The organism is Nocardioides pinisoli, assembly GCF_024199985.1.
Lineage (GTDB): Bacteria > Actinomycetota > Actinomycetes > Propionibacteriales > Nocardioidaceae > Nocardioides > Nocardioides pinisoli.
In genome coordinates this window covers 303,400-320,693 of sequence record NZ_JANARS010000006.1, presented here as the reverse complement: position 1 = coordinate 320,693, position 17,294 = coordinate 303,400, and the positions used below count along the sequence as shown (strand labels likewise).

The 17,294-nt window shown below is 72.1% G+C and carries 18 protein-coding genes; 12 read left to right on the top strand and 6 right to left on the bottom strand.

Annotated features, from left to right (window positions below):
* Positions 1-2 precede the first annotated feature (2 nt).
* From rsmI to NCI01_RS15525, 8 genes are all read left to right on the top strand, one after another.
* Complete coding sequence (gene rsmI / locus NCI01_RS15565; protein ID WP_254182415.1) at positions 3-833, top strand: 16S rRNA (cytidine(1402)-2'-O)-methyltransferase; 831 nt, start codon at positions 3-5, stop codon at positions 831-833.
* Positions 820-1,719, top strand: a complete 900-nt coding sequence (locus tag NCI01_RS15560) for a TatD family hydrolase (RefSeq protein ID WP_254182414.1) — start codon at positions 820-822, stop codon at positions 1,717-1,719. The genes rsmI and NCI01_RS15560 overlap by 14 nt, the downstream gene beginning before the upstream one ends.
* 300 nt (positions 1,720-2,019) lie before the next feature.
* A complete protein-coding gene (locus tag NCI01_RS22355; RefSeq protein WP_308213226.1) occupies positions 2,020-3,159 on the top strand; it encodes a resuscitation-promoting factor in 1,140 nt (379 codons plus the stop codon).
* A gap of 28 nt (positions 3,160-3,187) precedes the next feature.
* On the top strand, positions 3,188-4,096 hold the full coding sequence (rsmA, locus tag NCI01_RS15545) for a 16S rRNA (adenine(1518)-N(6)/adenine(1519)-N(6))-dimethyltransferase RsmA (RefSeq protein WP_254182413.1): 909 nt from the start codon (positions 3,188-3,190) through the stop codon (positions 4,094-4,096).
* A complete protein-coding gene (locus NCI01_RS15540; RefSeq protein WP_254182412.1) occupies positions 4,093-4,977 on the top strand; it encodes a 4-(cytidine 5'-diphospho)-2-C-methyl-D-erythritol kinase in 885 nt (294 codons plus the stop codon). Before rsmA ends, NCI01_RS15540 begins: the two co-directional genes overlap by 4 nt.
* A gap of 135 nt (positions 4,978-5,112) precedes the next feature.
* A complete protein-coding gene (locus NCI01_RS15535) occupies positions 5,113-5,610 on the top strand; it encodes an NfeD C-terminal domain-containing protein (protein ID WP_254182411.1) in 498 nt (165 codons plus the stop codon).
* Positions 5,611-5,647: 37 nt separating this feature from the next.
* Positions 5,648-7,180 (top strand): flotillin family protein, encoded by a 1,533-nt coding sequence (locus tag NCI01_RS15530; protein ID WP_254182410.1) that lies wholly within the window; start codon positions 5,648-5,650, stop codon positions 7,178-7,180.
* A 201-nt stretch (positions 7,181-7,381) separates the two neighbouring features.
* Positions 7,382-9,199 (top strand): ABC-F family ATP-binding cassette domain-containing protein, encoded by a 1,818-nt coding sequence (locus NCI01_RS15525; RefSeq protein WP_254182409.1) that lies wholly within the window; start codon positions 7,382-7,384, stop codon positions 9,197-9,199.
* Between the two features lie 126 nt (positions 9,200-9,325).
* Here the strand turns inward: NCI01_RS15525 and NCI01_RS15520 are convergent, their stop codons facing one another.
* Positions 9,326-9,811 carry a MarR family winged helix-turn-helix transcriptional regulator gene (locus NCI01_RS15520; RefSeq protein ID WP_254182408.1) on the bottom strand — a complete coding sequence of 162 codons (486 nt, stop codon included), beginning with the start codon at positions 9,809-9,811 and terminating at the stop codon, positions 9,326-9,328.
* A 178-nt stretch (positions 9,812-9,989) separates the two neighbouring features.
* On the opposite strand from NCI01_RS15520, the gene NCI01_RS15515 reads away from it, so the two are divergent.
* The 3 genes from NCI01_RS15515 to NCI01_RS15505 all read left to right on the top strand — a co-directional run bounded on the left by NCI01_RS15515 (position 9,990) and on the right by NCI01_RS15505 (position 11,802).
* Positions 9,990-10,793, top strand: a complete 804-nt coding sequence (locus NCI01_RS15515) for a trans-aconitate 2-methyltransferase (protein WP_254182407.1) — start codon at positions 9,990-9,992, stop codon at positions 10,791-10,793.
* Entirely contained in the window at positions 10,790-11,167 is a 378-nt protein-coding gene (locus NCI01_RS15510; RefSeq protein ID WP_254182406.1) for a VOC family protein, read from the top strand. The genes NCI01_RS15515 and NCI01_RS15510 overlap by 4 nt, the downstream gene beginning before the upstream one ends.
* Positions 11,168-11,328: 161 nt before the next feature.
* Positions 11,329-11,802: a hotdog fold domain-containing protein gene (locus NCI01_RS15505; RefSeq protein ID WP_254182405.1), complete on the top strand. Its 474-nt coding sequence runs from the start codon at positions 11,329-11,331 to the stop codon at positions 11,800-11,802.
* A gap of 6 nt (positions 11,803-11,808) precedes the next feature.
* Here the strand turns inward: NCI01_RS15505 and NCI01_RS15500 are convergent, their stop codons facing one another.
* The 5 genes from NCI01_RS15500 to NCI01_RS15480 all read right to left on the bottom strand — a co-directional run bounded on the left by NCI01_RS15500 (position 11,809) and on the right by NCI01_RS15480 (position 15,717).
* Positions 11,809-12,663, bottom strand: coding sequence for an amino acid ABC transporter permease (locus tag NCI01_RS15500; protein WP_254182404.1), 855 nt, complete (start codon positions 12,661-12,663; stop codon positions 11,809-11,811).
* Positions 12,660-13,349, bottom strand: a complete 690-nt coding sequence (locus tag NCI01_RS15495) for an amino acid ABC transporter permease (protein WP_254182403.1) — start codon at positions 13,347-13,349, stop codon at positions 12,660-12,662. The genes NCI01_RS15500 and NCI01_RS15495 overlap by 4 nt, the downstream gene beginning before the upstream one ends.
* Before the next feature lie 80 nt (positions 13,350-13,429).
* Positions 13,430-14,320, bottom strand: coding sequence for a glutamate ABC transporter substrate-binding protein (locus NCI01_RS15490; protein WP_254182402.1), 891 nt, complete (start codon positions 14,318-14,320; stop codon positions 13,430-13,432).
* A gap of 63 nt (positions 14,321-14,383) precedes the next feature.
* Positions 14,384-15,160, bottom strand: coding sequence for an amino acid ABC transporter ATP-binding protein (locus tag NCI01_RS15485; RefSeq protein WP_254182401.1), 777 nt, complete (start codon positions 15,158-15,160; stop codon positions 14,384-14,386).
* 59 nt (positions 15,161-15,219) lie between these two features.
* A complete protein-coding gene (locus tag NCI01_RS15480) occupies positions 15,220-15,717 on the bottom strand; it encodes a 2'-5' RNA ligase family protein (protein WP_254182400.1) in 498 nt (165 codons plus the stop codon).
* 66 nt (positions 15,718-15,783) lie between these two features.
* Here NCI01_RS15480 and miaB point away from each other — a divergent pair, with 66 nt between their 5' ends.
* Complete coding sequence (gene miaB / locus NCI01_RS15475) at positions 15,784-17,286, top strand: tRNA (N6-isopentenyl adenosine(37)-C2)-methylthiotransferase MiaB (RefSeq protein ID WP_254182399.1); 1,503 nt, start codon at positions 15,784-15,786, stop codon at positions 17,284-17,286.
* Positions 17,287-17,294 lie beyond the last annotated feature (8 nt).

The following is a 17,294-nucleotide window of genomic DNA, read 5'->3' as shown; positions in this document are numbered from 1 at the left end:
CCATGACTGGCGTCCTGGTCCTCGCGGCCACCCCGATCGGGCAGGCCGGCGACGCGCCCCCGCGGCTGGCCGCCGAGCTCTCGGGCGCCGACGTCGTCGCCGCCGAGGACACCCGCCGGCTCAAGCGGCTGTGCGCCGACCTCGGCATCGCGCTGTCCGGTCGCGTCGTGTCCTACTTCGAGGGCAACGAGCAGGCGCGCACGCCCGTGCTGCTCGAGGCGCTGCTGGCCGGTGAACGCGTCGTCCTGGTCACCGACGCCGGGATGCCGAGCGTCTCCGACCCGGGCTACCGGCTCGTCGCGGCGGCGGTCGAGCACGACGTCCGCGTCACGGCCGTACCCGGACCCAGCGCCGTGCTGGCCGCCCTGGCCGTGAGCGGCCTGCCCGTCGACCGGTTCTGCTTCGAGGGCTTCCTGCCCCGCAAGGCGGGGGAGCGGGGGCGGCGTCTCGCCGCCCTGGCCGGGGAGGAGCGGACGATGGTGTTCTTCGAGGCGCCGCACCGCACCGAGGCGGCCCTCGCGGCGATGGCCGAGGCCCTGGGCGAGGACCGGCCGGCCGCGGTCTGCCGCGAGCTCACCAAGACGCACGAGGAAGTACGCCGCGGCCCGCTGGCCGAGCTCGCCGCTTGGGCCGCCGACGGCGTGCGCGGCGAGGTCACCATCGTCGTCGAGGGATCCACCGGCGCCCCGGCCCTCGGCACCGACCCCGGCACGCTGCGGGCGGCCGTCGCCGGGCTCGAGGCGTCCGGCTCGACCCGCAAGGAGGCGATCGCCGAGGTCGCCAAGCGGGCCGGCCTGCCCAAGAGGGAGGTCTACGACGTTGTCCACCGCTGAGGACGGGCCCACGCGCAGCCGGGCGGCGACCGAGGAGGTCTCGGGGGCCCGACGCGACCGCGAGCGACCCCCCGCGCCCGAGCCGCTCCCGCACCCCGTCGTCGACAACCACTGCCACCTCGACATCGCCGACGGCGACTGGCTCGACACCGCGGACGCCGTCGCGGCCGCGGCGGCCGTCGGCGTGCCGCGGATCGTGCAGATCGGCTGCGACCTCCCCGGCGCCCGCTGGGCGGTGGCCGCGGCGGCCGAGCACGACGCGCTCGTCGCCGGCGTGGCCCTGCACCCCAACGAGGCGCCGCGGCTCGCCGAGGCCGGCCTCCTCGAGGCGGCGCTCGCCGAGATAGAGCAGCTCGCGCAGGCCCACGACAAGGTGCGCGCCGTCGGCGAGACCGGGCTCGACACCTTCCGCACGGGCGAGGAGGGACGCGCGGCGCAGGAGGAGAGCTTCCGGCGCCACATCGACCTGGCCAAGCGGCTCGACAAGACCCTCGTCATCCACGACCGCGACGCCCACGACGACGTGCTGCGCGTCCTCGACTCCGAGGGGGCGCCCGAGCGCTGGGTGATGCACTGCTTCTCCGGCGACGCGGCCTTCGCGCGGCGCTGCCTCGACCGGGGCGCATTCCTCAGCTTCGCCGGGACGGTGACGTTCAAGAACGCCGCACCCCTGCGCGACGCGCTGGCCGTCACCCCGCACGACCGGGTGCTGGTCGAGACGGACGCGCCCTACCTGACGCCCACGCCGTGGCGCGGACGGCCCAACGCCTCCTACCTCGTCCCCCACACCGTGCGGGCGATGGCGGAGGTGCTGCGGGCCGACCTCGGCGAGCTCTGCGCCACCATCGACGCGACCACCGAGAGGGCGTTCGGAGGCACCTGGTAGCCGCCCGGTGACCCTGTGGCGGCCGCCCGCACGAGCCCTCCGCACGGGTGGGCGTGAGGCGGATCTCCCCAAGTTTTTTCGGCGAAGAGTTTGCGTCACCGCCCGTCGTCGTTATCGTCTTGTGATTGTTGGCCGGGATCGGGAGTGATTTCCGGCAGCACGAGGACCGGATCGGGCCGGTCCTGCGAGTCCCCCCGCTCGCACGTCGTACCGCCTGCCGCGACCTGTCGTGGCTGCTGCGCACGCTCGGCCGGGGGATGCTGCCGCCCGAGGCCCGGGGAGTACGAAGTTCGGAGAATCGTGCGCTCTCGTCTCGCACAGCTCAGCAAGTCCAAGACCGTCCTGGCGACCCTCGTGGCGCTCGTGGTGGCAGCCGTCGGAGGTACGACGGTCGGCTACGCCGCCCTCACCAAGGACGTCACCCTCACCCTCGACGGGGAGACCCGTCAGGTCAGCGCCATCGGTGACACCGTCGCCGACGTGCTCGCGGCCGAGGGCGTCGAGGTCGGCGACAAGGACCTGGTCGCCCCCGCGGTCGACGAGTCCGTCACCGACGGCACCGCCATCGCCGTCCAGTTCGGGCGTCCGCTCGAGCTCGCCGTCGACGGCGAGTCGCACACCTACTGGGTCAACTCGACCGACGTCGCCAGCGCGCTCGGCGAGATCGGCCGCCGGTTCGACGGCGCCGACCTGTCCGCGAGCCGCAGCTCCTCGATCGGCCGTAGCGGACTGACCCTCGAGGTCGTCACCCCCAAGGTGGTCCACCTCAAGCTCGGCGGCAAGCAGCCCAAGAAGCGCAAGATGACCGCGCTGACGGTCGCCGACGTGCTGAAGTCCACCGGCTTCGAGGTCGACCGGCACGACAAGGTGCGGCCGTCGCTGACCACCGAGATCGCCGACGGCGACCGGATCGTCGTCACCGACATCCGCGTGGCGACCAAGAAGGTGAAGGGCGAGGTGCTCGACGCCCCCGTCGTCGAGCGCGCGGACTCCTCGATGTTCGAGGGCGAGCAGGAGGTCGTGCGCGCCGGACGCGACGGCGTCCGCAACGTCACCTACAAGCTCCGCTTCGTCAACGGTGAGCTCGCGGCGCGCAACGTCGTGAAGGCCGACGTGCGCCGCAAGGCCGTGGCCCGCGTCGTCGCGATCGGCACGAAGGAGAAGCCCGAGGAGCCGGCCGCCAACTTCGCCGGCGGCAGCACGGTGTGGGACGCGCTCGCCCAGTGCGAGTCGGGCGGCAACTGGGCCATCAACACCGGCAACGGCTACTACGGCGGCCTCCAGTTCAACCTCGGCACCTGGCGTGCCTACGGCGGCACCGGCTACCCGCACCAGGCCTCCCGCGAGACCCAGATCGCCGTGGCGACGCGCCTGCGTGACGCCGCCGGCGGCTACGGCTCCTGGCCCTCGTGCTCGGCCAAGCTCGGCCTGCCCCGCTGACCCGCGGAGCGGCCACTAGGCTGACGCCATGACCTCCCACCCGGCCGGCCCGAGGCTCCTCGGGCCGGCCGAGGTGCGTCAGCTGGCCGCCGAGCTCGACCTGCGGCCCACCAAGCAGCGCGGCCAGAACTTCGTCATCGACGCCAACACCGTGCGCCGGATCGTGCGCGAGTCCGCCATCACCGGTGACGACGTGGTCGTCGAGGTCGGTCCCGGGCTGGGCTCGCTGACCCTCGCGCTGCTGGAGGTCGCGCGCCGGGTGGTCGCGATCGAGGTCGACCCGCTGCTGGCCGAGCGGCTGCCCGCCACCATCGCGTCGTACGCCCCCGGGCAGGCCGACCGGTTCGAGGTCGTGCTGGCCGACGCCATGCGCGTCGACGCCCTGCCGGGTCCGCCGCCCACGGCGCTGGTCGCCAACCTGCCCTACAACGTCTCGGTGCCGGTGCTCATCCACCTCCTCACCCTGTTGCCGTCGCTCGAGCGCGGCCTGGTGATGGTGCAGGCCGAGGTCGCGGACCGCCTCGCGGCGCCGCCCGGGTCGAAGACCTACGGCGTCCCCAGCGTGAAGGCGGCGTGGTTCGCCGACGTACGACGCGCCGGCGCGATCGGGCGCAACGTCTTCTGGCCCGCCCCCAACGTCGACTCCGGCCTGGTCGCCTGGACCCGGCGCGAGCCGCCGGAGACCACCGCGACCCGCGAGCAGGTCTTCGCCGTCGTCGACGCCGCCTTCGCGCAGCGGCGCAAGCAGGTGCGGGCCGCGCTGCGCGGGCTGGCCGGCTCCGCGGACGCCGCGAGCGCCGCGCTGGAGGCCGCCGGCGTCGACCCCACCGCCCGCGGCGAGGTGCTCGACGTGACCGACTTCGCGCGGATCGCCGAGGGGCTCGCCTCGTTGGTCGAGCTCCCTCCGCGACCCTCCCGCGACCGGGTCGCGGAGTGAGCGTCACGGTCCGCGCGTCCGCCAAGATCAACCTCCACCTCGGCGTCGGCGCACCGCGCGAGGACGGCTTCCACCCGCTCGACACCGTCTACCAGGCGATCTCGCTCTACGACGACGTCACCGTCTCGGAGACCGACACGGACTCGCTGACCGTCACCGGGTCGGCGCACGTCGACGTGGCCGGCGTCCCGACCGACGCCACCAACATCGCGATGCGCGCCCTCGCCGAGGCGCCGTGCGGGAGCGCCCACGACGTGCGGATCGCCAAGCAGGTCCCCGTCGCGGGAGGCATGGCGGGCGGCTCCGCGGACGGCGCGGCGGCCCTGCTTGCCCACGACCGGCTGCACGACCTCCGCCAGAGCGACGACCTGCTCCTCGCCCAGGCGGCCCGGCTCGGCAGCGACGTGCCGTTCTCGCTCGTGGGAGGTACGGCGCGGGGCCGGGGCCGCGGCGAGCTGGTCGAGCCGATCGTCGACCACGGCACGTGGTGGTGGGTCGTGGTCCCGGCCGCCGTCGGCCTCTCGACGCCCGAGGTCTACCGCCACTTCGACCGGCTCCACCCGGACGCTCCCGCCGAGCCCGCCGAGCCGGCCGAGCTGCTGGCCGCGCTGGCGAGCGGCGAGCCGGTCCGGCTGGCCCGGGCGCTCCACAACGACCTGCAGGAGCCGGCGATCGACCTGCGCCCCGAGCTCGGCGACCTGATCGCGCGCGGCGAGGCGGAGGGTGCCCTGCGGGGGATGGTCAGCGGCTCCGGCCCGACCTGCGTCTTCCTCTGCGACTCGCAGGAGGGCTCGATGGAGGTCCTCACCGCGCTGTCGGCGTCGTACGACGTCGTGCTGTCCGCGGTCGGTCCGGTCGCCGGCGCGCACGTGCTCGGCTGACCGGCGCGGGCCCCGGCCGGGTCGAGTCGGGATGGGGTCGTGACCGGGTGGCATGAACCGCCACGGACGGGGAAGCATCCCGCTATGTTGTGCGCGACGTCGACGACGTCGCACTGATTGCCTGGGGGAGGCATCGTGACCGTGTTCCTGGTGGTGGGCGCCGTCGGCGTCGTGCTGCTGCTCGTGGCGCTCGTCGTCGGCGACGTCCTCGACGGTGCCCTCGAGGGCCTCAGCGCCGGCTTCTTCTCGACCGAGGCCCTGGCCGGGTTCCTCGGCGCCCTCGGCTTCGGCGGAGCGATCGCGCTGGAGACGACCGGGTCGACGTCGATCGCCGTGGTGGTCGGCCTCGTGCTCGGTGTGCTGCTGGGCTGGCTCGCCGCCCGGGCCTCGCGGTTCCTCCACGGCGACGGCGAGGGCGACACCGTGCGCACCTCCGACATGCTCGAGCGGATCGGCTCGGTGGTCAGCGCGATCCCCGAGGGCGGCTTCGGCGTCGTGTCGCTCAGCGTCGGCGGCCACATCACCCGGCTCAACGCCCGCTCGAGCGTCGCCGTCGCGGCCGGCACGCGGGTCAGCGTCACGCAGGTCATCTCGCCCACGGCCGTCCAGGTCGAGCCGCTCTTCCTCCCCTGAACCGTTCCACGTACGCCTTCTCGCTAGGAGCACTGCCATGTTCAACCTGTCCCCGGTCGTCACCGCCGTGATCGGCCTCGTCGTCCTCCTCGTGCTGCTGGCGCTGCTGGTGACCACGCGCTACAAGGTGGCCGGGCCCAACGAGTCGTTCATCGTCACCGGGCGCAAGGGCAAGGGGGAGGTGCGCAACCCGGAGACCGGCGAGATCTCCACCGACCTGTCCGGGCAGAAGGTCGTCATGGGCGGCGGCGTGTTCGTCATCCCGTTCGTGCAGCGCCTCGCCACCCTCGACCTGTCGTCGCGCCGGATCTCGGTCCAGATTCGCGGCGCCGTCTCCGGCCAGGGCATCAAGCTCAACCTCGACGGCGTCGCGCTCGTCAAGGTCGGCGGCAACGAGGACTCCATCCGCGCCGCCGGTCAGCGCTTCCTCAGCCAGCAGGAGGAGATCGAGACCTTCACCCAGGAGGTGCTCGCCGGTGCGCTGCGCTCGATCGTCGGCTCGATGTCGGTGGAGCAGATCATCCGCGACCGGGCGGCCTTCGCGCAGCGCGTCGCGGAGGAGTCGGAGTCCTCGCTGACCGGCCAGGGCCTCGTGCTCGACACCTTCCAGATCCAGGACATCACCGACGACGGCTCCTACCTCGCCGACCTCGGTCGCCCCGAGGCCGCCAAGCTCAACCAGCTCGCCTCGATCGCGGAGGCCAACGCCCGCCAGGCCGCCGAGCAGGCGCGCATCGCCGCGGAGCAGGAGATCGCGGTCACCCAGCGCGCGCTCGCGCTCAAGAACGCCGAGATCAAGGCCGAGACCGACGCCGCCAACGCCCAGGCCGCGGCCGCCGGACCGCTCGCCCAGGCCGACCGCGACCAGGCCGTCCTGCTCGAGCAGGAGAAGGTCGCCGTGCGGCAGGCGGCGCTCAAGGAGCGCCAGCTCGACACCGAGGTCCGCAAGCCCGCCGACGCCGAGCGCTACCGCGTCGAGACCGAGGCGCAGGGTCGCCGCAGCTCCGCCATCCTCGAGGCCGAGGCGCGCAAGGCCGCGTCGATCGCCAACGCCGAGGCCGAGGCCGAGAAGGCCCGCCTGACCGGTGAGGGCGAGAAGTCCCGGCGCTCCGCGCTCGCCGAGGCCGAGGCCATCGAGGGCGCCAAGCGCGGTGAGGCCGAGAAGGCTCGCCGCGTCGCCGAGGCCGACGCCGTACGCGCCGAGGGTGAGGCGGAGGCCGCCGCCATCCTCGCCGCGGGCCAGGCCGAGGCGGAGGCGATGGACAAGAAGGCCGCGGCCTTCGCCGGCTACAACGAGGCCGCCGTGCTCCAGATGCTCATCGAGGTGATGCCCAAGGTGGCCGCCGAGCTGGCCCGCCCGATGGGCAGCATCGACAAGCTGACCGTGATCTCCGCCGACGGCGCGGGGGAGCTGCCCAAGCAGGTGACCAACAACCTCGTGCAGACCATGGAGATGCTCAAGGCCACCACCGGGCTCGACGTCGAGTCGTTGATCCAGAAGTACTCCAGCAACGGCACGGCCTCGCTGGCCGGGGGCGCCCCGGACGGCGACGGGCGCGCGACCGCCTGACCGCCTCGTGAGCGGTGCGTGAGGGGGATTCGGCTGCCTACGAATCCACCTCAGGAACCGGCCGCCGGCGCGGCGTCGTACGACACACCCGCGGTGCGTGAGGCGGATCGTCGGCCACGGGAACCCTCCTCACGCACCGCCCGGGTCAGGGCGTACGCCGATCCGTGCGGACTGGGGTGCACCTGAGAGGATCGCCCGGACATGGCGAACCTGATCAACCTCGAGCGCGTCTCGAAGTCCTACGGCGTGCGACCCCTCCTCGACACCGTCTCCCTCGGCATCGCCGTGGGTGAGCGCGTCGGTGTGGTGGGACGCAACGGCGACGGCAAGACCACGCTGCTCGAGGTGATGACGGGGCTCGAGCAGCCCGACTCCGGCCGCGTGTCCCGCACGCGCGGGGTCGAGATCGGCTACCTCCACCAGGGCGACGAGCTGGTCGACAGCCACACCGTCCGCGAGGCGGTCCTGGGCGGGCGCCAGGACCACGAGTGGGCGGCCGACCCCACGATGCGGCAGGTGGTCGAGGAGCTGCTCGCCGGCGTGACCCTCGACCGTGCGGTCGTCGGCCTGTCCGGTGGTGAGCGACGCCGCTGCGCGCTCGCGGCGCTGCTGCTCTCGCGCCACGACCTGATCGTGCTCGACGAGCCCACCAACCACCTCGACGTCGAGGCCGTCGCCTGGCTCGCCGGCCACCTCGTCGGCCTGCCCAGCGCGCTCATCGTGGTGACCCACGACCGGTGGTTCCTCGACGCGGTGTGCCAGACGACGTGGGAGGTCCACGACGGCGCGGTCGACTCCTACGAGGGCGGCTACGCGGCGTACGTCCTGGCCAAGGCCGAGCGCCAGCGGCAGGCGGCCGCCACCGAGACGCGTCGGCTCAACCTCGCCCGCAAGGAGCTCGCGTGGCTGCGGCGCGGCGCCCCGGCGCGTACGTCGAAGCCGAAGTTCCGCATCGACGCGGCCAACGCGCTCATCGACGACGTCCCGCCGCCGCGCGACCGGATGGAGCTGCAGCGCTTCGCCAGCCAGCGCCTCGGCAAGGACGTCATCGACATCGAGGACGTCGACCTCGCGCGCGGCGAGCGGGTGCTGCTCGACCACGCCACGTGGCGCATCGGGCCGGGCGACCGGGTCGGGATCGTCGGCGTCAACGGCGCGGGCAAGACCTCGCTGCTGTCGCTCATCTCGGGCGCGCTGCAGCCCGACGTGGGCCGGGTCAAGCGGGGGCGCACCGTCGAGATGAAGCACCTCACGCAGGCGCTCGACGAGATCGACCCCGAGGCGCGGGTGCTGCCGACCGTCGAGTCGATCCGGCGGGTCACCAAGACCCTCGACGGCCAGGAGATCACCGCGACGTCGCTGCTGGAGCGGTTCGGCTTCACCGGCGACCGGCTGACCGCGCGGCTCGGCGACCTGTCCGGTGGTGAGCGGCGACGCTTCCAACTGCTCAAGCTGCTGCTGACCGAGCCCAACGTGCTGCTCCTCGACGAGCCCACCAACGACCTCGACATCGACACCCTCAACGTCCTCGAGGACTTCCTCGACTCCTGGCCCGGCACGCTGGTCGTGGTCTCCCACGACCGCTACTTCCTCGAGCGCGTCACCGACTCGGTCTGGGCGCTCCTCGGCGACGGCCAGGTCTCGATGCTGCCGCGCGGGGTCGACGAGTACCTCGAACGGCGGTCAGCGCTGCAAGCCGCCCACGCGGCGTCTCTCGCCGCGGCGTCAGCCGCACCCGTGGCGGCTCCGCACGACGCCGGGCCGTCGTCAGCGCCGGTCGCCGAGCCCAAGGCACGCCCCGGGTCCGCCGAGGACCGCGCCGCCCGCAAGGTGCTCGCCCGGGTGGAGAAGCAGCTCGAGCGCATCGCCGCGCGCGAGGCCGAGCTGCACGCCGAGATGGAGGCCAACCTCACCGACTACGACCTCCTCGCGCGGGTCGGCGAGCAGCTCGGCGAGCTGGCCGCGGAGAAGGAGGAGCTGGAGCTGGAGTGGCTCGAGGCCTCCGAGGTCGTGGAGTAGGCCCTCCGGTCGGATCATCCGCCGCATTTTCGGGCGGACCTCGTGGTGGACTCCCCGCTCGAGCGGGGAGTCCGCCACATGGTGGCCGTTGCAACCCCCACGAAGTGTCGGACTTCCCCGACAGGTTCAGCTGAAGGGCGCGAGCAGCGAGCGCAACAGGCTGGCGAGCTGGGTGCGGTCACGGTCGGGGAGGTCGGCCAGCAGGTCGGCCTCCGCCGCCAGCAGCGCCTCGAAGGCGCCGTCGACCGCCGCCTTGCCGTCGGCGGTCAGCCGCACCAGCACCCCGCGCCGGTCGCGGGGGTCGGGGAGGCGCTCGACGAGACCCCGCCCGGCGAGCCGGTCCACGCGGTTGGTCATCGTGCCGCTGGTCACGAGCGTCTCGCGCAGCAGCCGTCCGGGGGAGAGCTCGTAGGGCTGCCCGGCGCGGCGCAGGGCGGCGAGGACGTCGAACTCCCACGACTCGATGCCGTGCGCGGTGAAGGCGTCGCGCCGGGCCAGGTCGAGGTGGCGGGCCAGGCGGCTGATGCGCGAGAACACCTCGACAGGTGCGAGGTCCAGGTCGCCGCGCTCGCGGCGCCACGCCTCGACCAGGTCGTCCACCTCGTCACGCATGTCGCCATCGTGCCAGATCGGTCGAGAATCTTGACATCGAGACTGTTCGCGACGAAGGTGGCCGATATCTCGACATCAAGACACTTCCCGCGACAGTCCGGCGAGAATTGGATGCCCTGAGGGCCTGTCACCACCGTTGGCCACTGGACCACCCCGCGGGCGAGGAGGAGAGCTGCGCATGAGCCACACCTGGGACCCCGACCGCTACCTGGCGTACGCCGACGAGCGCGGCAGACCGTTCGTCGACCTGCTGGCCCGGGTGCCCGCGGAGAACCCGCGCGTCGTCGTCGACCTCGGCTGCGGGCCGGGCAACCTCACCGCCCTGCTCGCCGACCGATGGCGCAGCGCCGCGGTCACAGGCGTCGACAGCAGTCCCGAGATGATCGAGGCCGCCCGCGCCGTCGTCGGCATCCGGTGGGAGGTCGGCGACCTGCGTGACTGGGCCCGCCCCGACCCGCTGGCCCTGCGCGAGCCGATCGACGTCATCGTCTCCAACGCCACCCTCCAGTGGGTCCCCGACCACCTCGAGCTCCTGCCGGGCCTGATCGAGCGCCTGCAGCCCGGCGGGTGGCTCGCCTTCCAGGTCCCCGGCAACTTCGACGAGCCCAGCCACACCGCCCGCACCGACCTGGCCGCCCGGGCGCCCTACGCCGAGCACGTGCGCGACGCCGGCGTCCCGACGAGCCGCGACCCGGTCGACTACGCCCGCGTCCTGCTGGACCTCGGGTGCGAGGTCGACGCGTGGGAGACGACGTACCTCCACGTCCTGACCGGCGCGGACCCCGTCTTCGACTGGGTCTCGGGCACGGGCGCGCGACCGACGCTGCAGGCGCTGCCCGACGACCTCCGGCCGCTCTTCGAGGACGAGTTCAAGGCGCTGCTCCGCCAGGCCTATCCGGCCGACTCGGCCGGCCGCGTGGTCCTGCCCTTCCGGCGGATCTTCGTCGTGGCGCGCAAGCCGCAGGGGGTGCCGGTCCCGTGAGGCTCCACCACGTCCAGGTCGCGTGCCCGCCCGCCGGGGAGGACGAGGCCCGCCGCTTCTACGGCGAGGGGCTCGCGATGACCGAGGTCGACAAGCCCGCTGACCTGGCGGCCCGCGGCGGCTGCTGGTTCCGTGCGTACGACGACGCGGGAGCCGTCGCGGCCGAGCTGCACGTCGGCGTCGAGGAGCCGTTCGCGGCCGCGCGCAAGGCCCACCCGGCCTTCGTCGTCGACGACCTCGACGAGGTGGCGGGCCGGCTGCGCGCGCTGGGCTTCGCCGTCGACGAGAGCCAGCGGGACTCGTTCCCCGGCCACGTGCGCCTCCACGCCTTCGACGGCCACGGCAACCGGGTCGAGGTGCTGCAGCCGCGCTGAGGTGCCGGCCCGCGTCCCCACGGTGCGCCGCAGCTGACGGGCGCGGACCGGACCTGGTGGGGGAGTCCGACACTTCGAGGGGGTTGCAACGGCCTCCCGGTGGCGGACTCCCCGCTCGAGCGGGGAGTCCACCAGAAGTTACCGACTGGTAGCCTCCCGGCATGACTGCCGTCCTCGACCTCTGGAGGAAGACCTCCGCCCTCCCGCTGGGCGACCGGGTCTTCTCGATCGCCTTCGGCCGGAAGGCGCCGTACTTCGCCTCGATCCGGCCGCGGTTCACCGTCATCGAGCCCGACCACGCCGAGCTGGTGATCCCCGACCGGCGCCGGGTGCACAACCACATCGGCACCGTGCACGCCATCGCGCTGTGCAACGGCCTCGAGGCGGCGATGGGCGCGCTCGCCGAGGCGACCATCCCGCGCGACCGGCGCTGGATCCCCAAGGGCATGGAGGTCGCCTACACCGCGAAGGCCTCCTCCGACATCACCTGCATCGCCGAGACCGACCCCGGCCAGTGGACGGCCGAGGTCGGTGAGGGCTACGACCTGCCGGTGCGCGTGCGAGGCGTCCGCACCGACGGAACCGTCGTCGTGGAGGGCGAGATCAGGCTCTGGGTGACCGCGAAGCGAGCCTGAGCCGGGTCAGACGTTGCGGCCGCCGTCGAGGTTGCCGACCCGGCTGAGCTCGAGCGGGTTCTTCTCGCCGACGAGGCGCTTCTGCACGATCGTGGCGATCCAGGTGAGGATCAGGTTGACCACGACGTAGAGCGCGGTGATGACGATGGTGGTCTGCACCTGGTTGCCGAACTCCTGGTAGATCGGCTTGCCGACCGCGGTGAGGCCGGGGGCCAGGATGTAGTAGCCGAGGCTGGTGTCCTTCAGCGCCACGACCATCTGGCTGATGATCGTGGGCAGCATGATCTTGACGCCCTGAGGGAGCAGCACCGAGGTCATCACCTGCGACTTGCGCATGCCGATGGCGTACGCCGCCTCGCCCTGGCCCTGCGGCACGGCGTTGATGCCGGCGCGGAACACCTCGGCGAGCACCGAGCCGTTGTAGAGGGTCAGGGCGATGACCACGCACCAGAAGGACGTGAGTGGTCCGTCGCCGATGGCCAGCAGGAAGAACGTGAAGATCATCAGCAGCAGCACCGGCACGGCGCGGAAGAACTCCACGACGAGCCACGCCGGCCAGCGCACCCAGCCGTGGTCGGACAGCTTCGCGACACCGAAGACGAGTCCGAAGACCACGGCGAAGATGATCGAGAAGAAGGCCATCTTCAGCGTCTCGAGCAGGCCGTCGACGAGGATGTACTGGACGTAGTCGGGGGTGACGAAGGGCTCCCAGAGCGCGTACTCGAGCTGCCCGGCGTCGTACATCTTCCAGACGCCGAAGGCGACCAGCGCCAGCAGGGCGACCAGGCTGATGACGGAGTAGATGCGGTGGCGCGCGACCGTCTTGGGGCCCGGCGCGTCGAAGAGGACGGAAGCGCTCATCGGGCCACCCTCACCTTTCGCTCGACGAGGTACGACGACAGGGAGATGACCTCGACGACGATGATGTAGCCGATCGCGAAGGCGACGAAGATCCCGATCCGCTGGTCCGCATTGTTGTTGGTGAAGCCGCGCATCGTGGCGGTCGCCTCGGCGAGCCCGAAGGCCGCCGCGACCGAGGTGTTCTTGGCCAGTGCGATCAGCACGCTGGTCATCGGCGGGATGACCGCGCGCGCCGCCTGGGGCAGGATGACGAGGTTCATCGACTGCGCGAAGGTGAGCCCGATCGCCCGACCGGCCTCGGCCTGTCCGAGCGGTACGGCGTTGACGCCGGAACGCATCGCCTCGCAGACGAACGCCGAGGTGTAGAGCGTCAGCGCCAGGCAGGCGCGGAAGAAGAACGCGGAGACGTTCCAGCCGCCGATCTCGATGCCCTCGACGAACTTGAAGTTGTAGCCCAGCACCGGCATCGCGATGAAGATGAAGATGAAGATCATCAGCAGCGGCGTGTTGCGGAACAGGGTGACGTAGACCGCCGCGGCCTTGTTGAGGACCGACACGGGGCCGACGCGGAAGACGGCGAGGATCGTTCCCAGCACGAGGGAGGCGATGCCGGAGACGACGAACAGGCCGATGGTCAGGCCGAAGGCCTTGAGGTACTCGTCGAAGTTCGAGAACACCGCGTCCATGGGCGGGGGCTCCTCTCTGCGGGACGCCGGCGGGCCTCGCGGCCCGCCGGCGTCCGATCAGGTGGTGATGTGGTCCAGCGTCAGGCGGCCGGGCACTCGTCCATCGCCGGCGGCTCGGGCGTCTCCACACCCGACTGGCCGAGGGTGGCCTCGAAGGCCTCGCCCCACGTGCCGTCCTCCTGCGCGTCGGTGAGCGTGTCGACGATCCACTGGCACATCTCGGGCTTGTCGAGGCTGTAGCCCACGCCGTAGCGCTCCTCGGAGAACGGGTCCACGACGACCTTGAGCTCGTCGGGGTTCTCCGCGGCGTAGCCGAGCAGGATCGCGCCGTCGGTGGTCATGGCGTCCACGGTGCCGCTGAGGACCTGGTCGACGCACTCGGAGTAGGTGTCGAAGCCGCGCGGCTTGGCGCCCTCGGCCTTGATGTTCTCCAGCGACGTGGAGCCGGTCACGGAGCAGACCTCGGTGCCCTTGACGTCGTCGAGGGTCTCGATGTCGCTGTCGGACTTCACCAGCAGCTGCTGGCCCGTGACGTAGTAGGGGCCGGCCTGGCCGACGACCTGGCGACGCTCGTCGGTGATGGAGTAGGACGCGATGACGAGGTCGACCTCGCCCTCCTGGAGGAACGGCTCACGGTTGTCGGAGATCGTCTCCTTCCAGGTGATGTCCTCGGGGGCGATGCCGAGCGAGCCGGCGAGGATCTTGCCGATCTCGGGGTCGAAGCCGACGGGCATGTCGTCGGTGGCGCCCTTGAAGCCGATACCCGGCTGGTCGTACTTGACGCCGATCGTGATCTCCCCGGAGTCGGCGAACTCCTTCATCGCCGTCCCGTCGTCGAACTCGTCGGCGGCGTTCTCCTGGACCTCGACGTCGGTGGCCTCGCCACCGTCGTCACCCGCGTCGCCGCAGGCCGCCAGCGAGAGGGCCAGCCCGACCGTCGCGATGACGGCCTTGGTACGGATGAATCGCATCTGCTTCTCCCTTGTCTGTCCCGAGCCGGATCTTCCGGCCCCCGTGGGTGGTGCTGTGACAGGTCAGTGCTTGAGGATCTTCCCGAGGAAGTCCTTGGCGCGGTCCGAGCGAGGGTTGGTGAAGAACTCCTCGGGCGTGTTCTCCTCGACGATCGCGCCGTCGGCCATGAAGACGACGCGGTCGGCGGCGGTGCGGGCGAAGCCCATCTCGTGGGTGACGACGATCATCGTCATGCCCTGCTCGGCGAGGTCGACCATGACGTCGAGCACCTCCTTGATCATCTCCGGGTCGAGCGCGGAGGTGGGCTCGTCGAAGAGCATCACCTTCGGCTCCATGGCCAGCGCGCGGGCGATGGCCACGCGCTGCTGCTGGCCGCCGGAGAGCTGCGCGGGGTACTTCTCGGCCTGGTGGCCGACGCCGACGCGGTCGAGGAGCTCGCGCGCCTTCTTCTCGGCCTCCTCCTTCTTCATCCCACGCACCTTGATCGGGCCGAGGGTGACGTTCTCGAGGATCGTCTTGTGGGCGAAGAGGTTGAAGCTCTGGAAGACCATGCCGACCTCGGCGCGCAGGGCGGCGAGCGCCTTGCCCTCCTGGGGGAGGTCCTTGCCGTCGAGGGTGATGGTGCCCTCGTCGATGGTCTCGAGCCGGTTGATCGTGCGGCACAGGGTGGACTTGCCCGAGCCGGAGGGCCCGATCACGACGACCACCTCGCCGCGCTTGACGGTGAGCTCGATGTCCTGGAGTGCGTGGAGCTGCCCGAAGTGCTTCTGGACTCCGCTCAGCACGACGAGGGGCTCCCCCCGGCCGGCGCTGACGGGGGCCGTTTCCTGCGCGGTCATAGGCGCAACCTATCGGCACGTGGACCGGTCGGGCCATCGCACATGGCCCGTCAGGACTATTACAGATGGGTGACAATTCCGGCGTCGGGATCCCAGCGACGCAGCGACGTCAGCGTCAGCACCACGTCCTCGTGCCCCAGCGCCTCGACCGCCCGGCCCACGTCGGCGCGGTCCATCCGCCGGGCGAGGGTGAGGTGGGGGAGCCAGCCGAGGTGCTGCACGTCGCGCACGCGCGAGCGCAGGTCGAGCACCGCGCGCACCAGCGGGTCCGGCACGTCGAGGACGCGTACGACGGAGACGCGGGTGCCCCCGAGCAGGGCGATGCCCGACGCGCGCACCTCCGCCGGCAGGTGCGGAGCCACCAGGTCGGCGGCTCGCTGCTCGTCGTCCCGGCCCAGGGCCGGGGCGGCGAGCACGGTGACGTGCGGGCTGTTGGTGGCGCCGCGATGGTCGAGCTGGGAGGGCAGGCCCGCGTCGCGCAGCACCTGCCAGTCACGACGTACGACGTCGCAGCCGGCCTCGTCGGGCAGCAGCTCGAGCGCGTGCATGCGGGGCATGGCGCGAGCCTAGGTGGGCCGCACGATTGCCGGGGCCCCCGCGTGCCGCCGTACCCTTGACCGGTCATGAGCACCGTCGCCGAGAGCCCCGCACGCACCTACGAGGTCAAGACCTACGGGTGCCAGATGAACGTCCACGACTCCGAGCGGCTCAGCGGCCTGCTGGAGGACGCGGGCTACGTCCGCGCCGCCTCCGACGACCAGGCGGACGTCGTCGTCTTCAACACCTGCGCGGTGCGGGAGAACGCCGACAACAAGCTCTACGGCAACCTCGGCCACCTCGCGCCGGTCAAGGCGGAGAGGCCCGGCATGCAGATCGCCGTCGGCGGCTGCCTCGCGCAGAAGGACCGCGACACCATCACCGAGCGGGCGCCGTGGGTCGACGTGGTGTTCGGCACCCACAACATCGGCTCGCTGCCGGTGCTGCTCGAGCGGGCGCGCGTGCAGGAGGAGGCGCAGGTCGAGATCCTCGAGTCGCTGTCGGTCTTCCCCTCGACGCTGCCGACCAAGCGCGAGTCGGCCTACGCCGCGTGGGTGTCGATCTCGGTCGGCTGCAACAACACCTGCACGTTCTGCATCGTCCCCGCGCTGCGCGGCAAGGAGAAGGACCGCCGCCCGGGCGAGATCCTGGCCGAGGTCGAGGCGCTCGTCGCCGAGGGCGTCACCGAGATCACCCTGCTCGGCCAGAACGTCAACGCCTACGGCGTGGAGTTCGGCGACCGCCAGGCCTTCTCCAAGCTGCTGCGCGCGTGCGGCTCGATCGAGGGGCTGGAGCGGGTGCGCTTCACCTCGCCGCACCCGGCCGAGTTCACCGACGACGTCATCGAGGCGATGGCCGAGACGCCCAACGTGATGCCGTCCCTCCACATGCCCCTGCAGTCGGGCTCCGACAAGGTGCTGCGCGACATGCGCCGCTCCTACCGGCAGTCGAAGTACCTCGGGATCATCGAGCGCGTCCGCGCCGCCATCCCCGACGCCGCGATCACCACCGACATCATCGTCGGCTTCCCCGGCGAGACCGAGGACGACTTCCAGGCCACCCTCGACGTCGTGCGCGCCGCCCGATTCTCGTCGGCCTTCACCTTCCAGTACTCCAAGCGCCCCGGCACGCCGGCCGCCGTCCTCGACGACCAGGTCCCGCCCGACGTGGTCAAGGACCGCTACCTCCGCCTCGCCGCCGTGGTCGACGAGGTCGCGTGGGAGGAGAGCAAGGCGCTCGTCGGGCGCACCCTCGAGCTGATGGTCTCCGAGGGCGAGGGCCGCAAGGACGTCGCCACCAAGCGGCTGTCCGGCCGCGCCCCCGACAACCGGCTCGTCCACTTCGCCGCGGACTTCTCCGCCGTCGACGCCGACTCGGTGCGCCCGGGCGACATGGTGACCGTCGAGGTCACCTACGCCGCCCCGCACCACCTGGTCGCCGACGGTTCCATCCGGTCCCTGCGCCGCACCCGCGCCGGTGACGCCTGGGAGCGTCGTACGTCGACCCCGCCCGCGCCGTCCTCCGTCGGGCTCGGCATGCCCGCCGTCGGCGTACCCGCACCCCTGCCCCCGGCGCCCGCCTGCGGCTGACCGTCTCT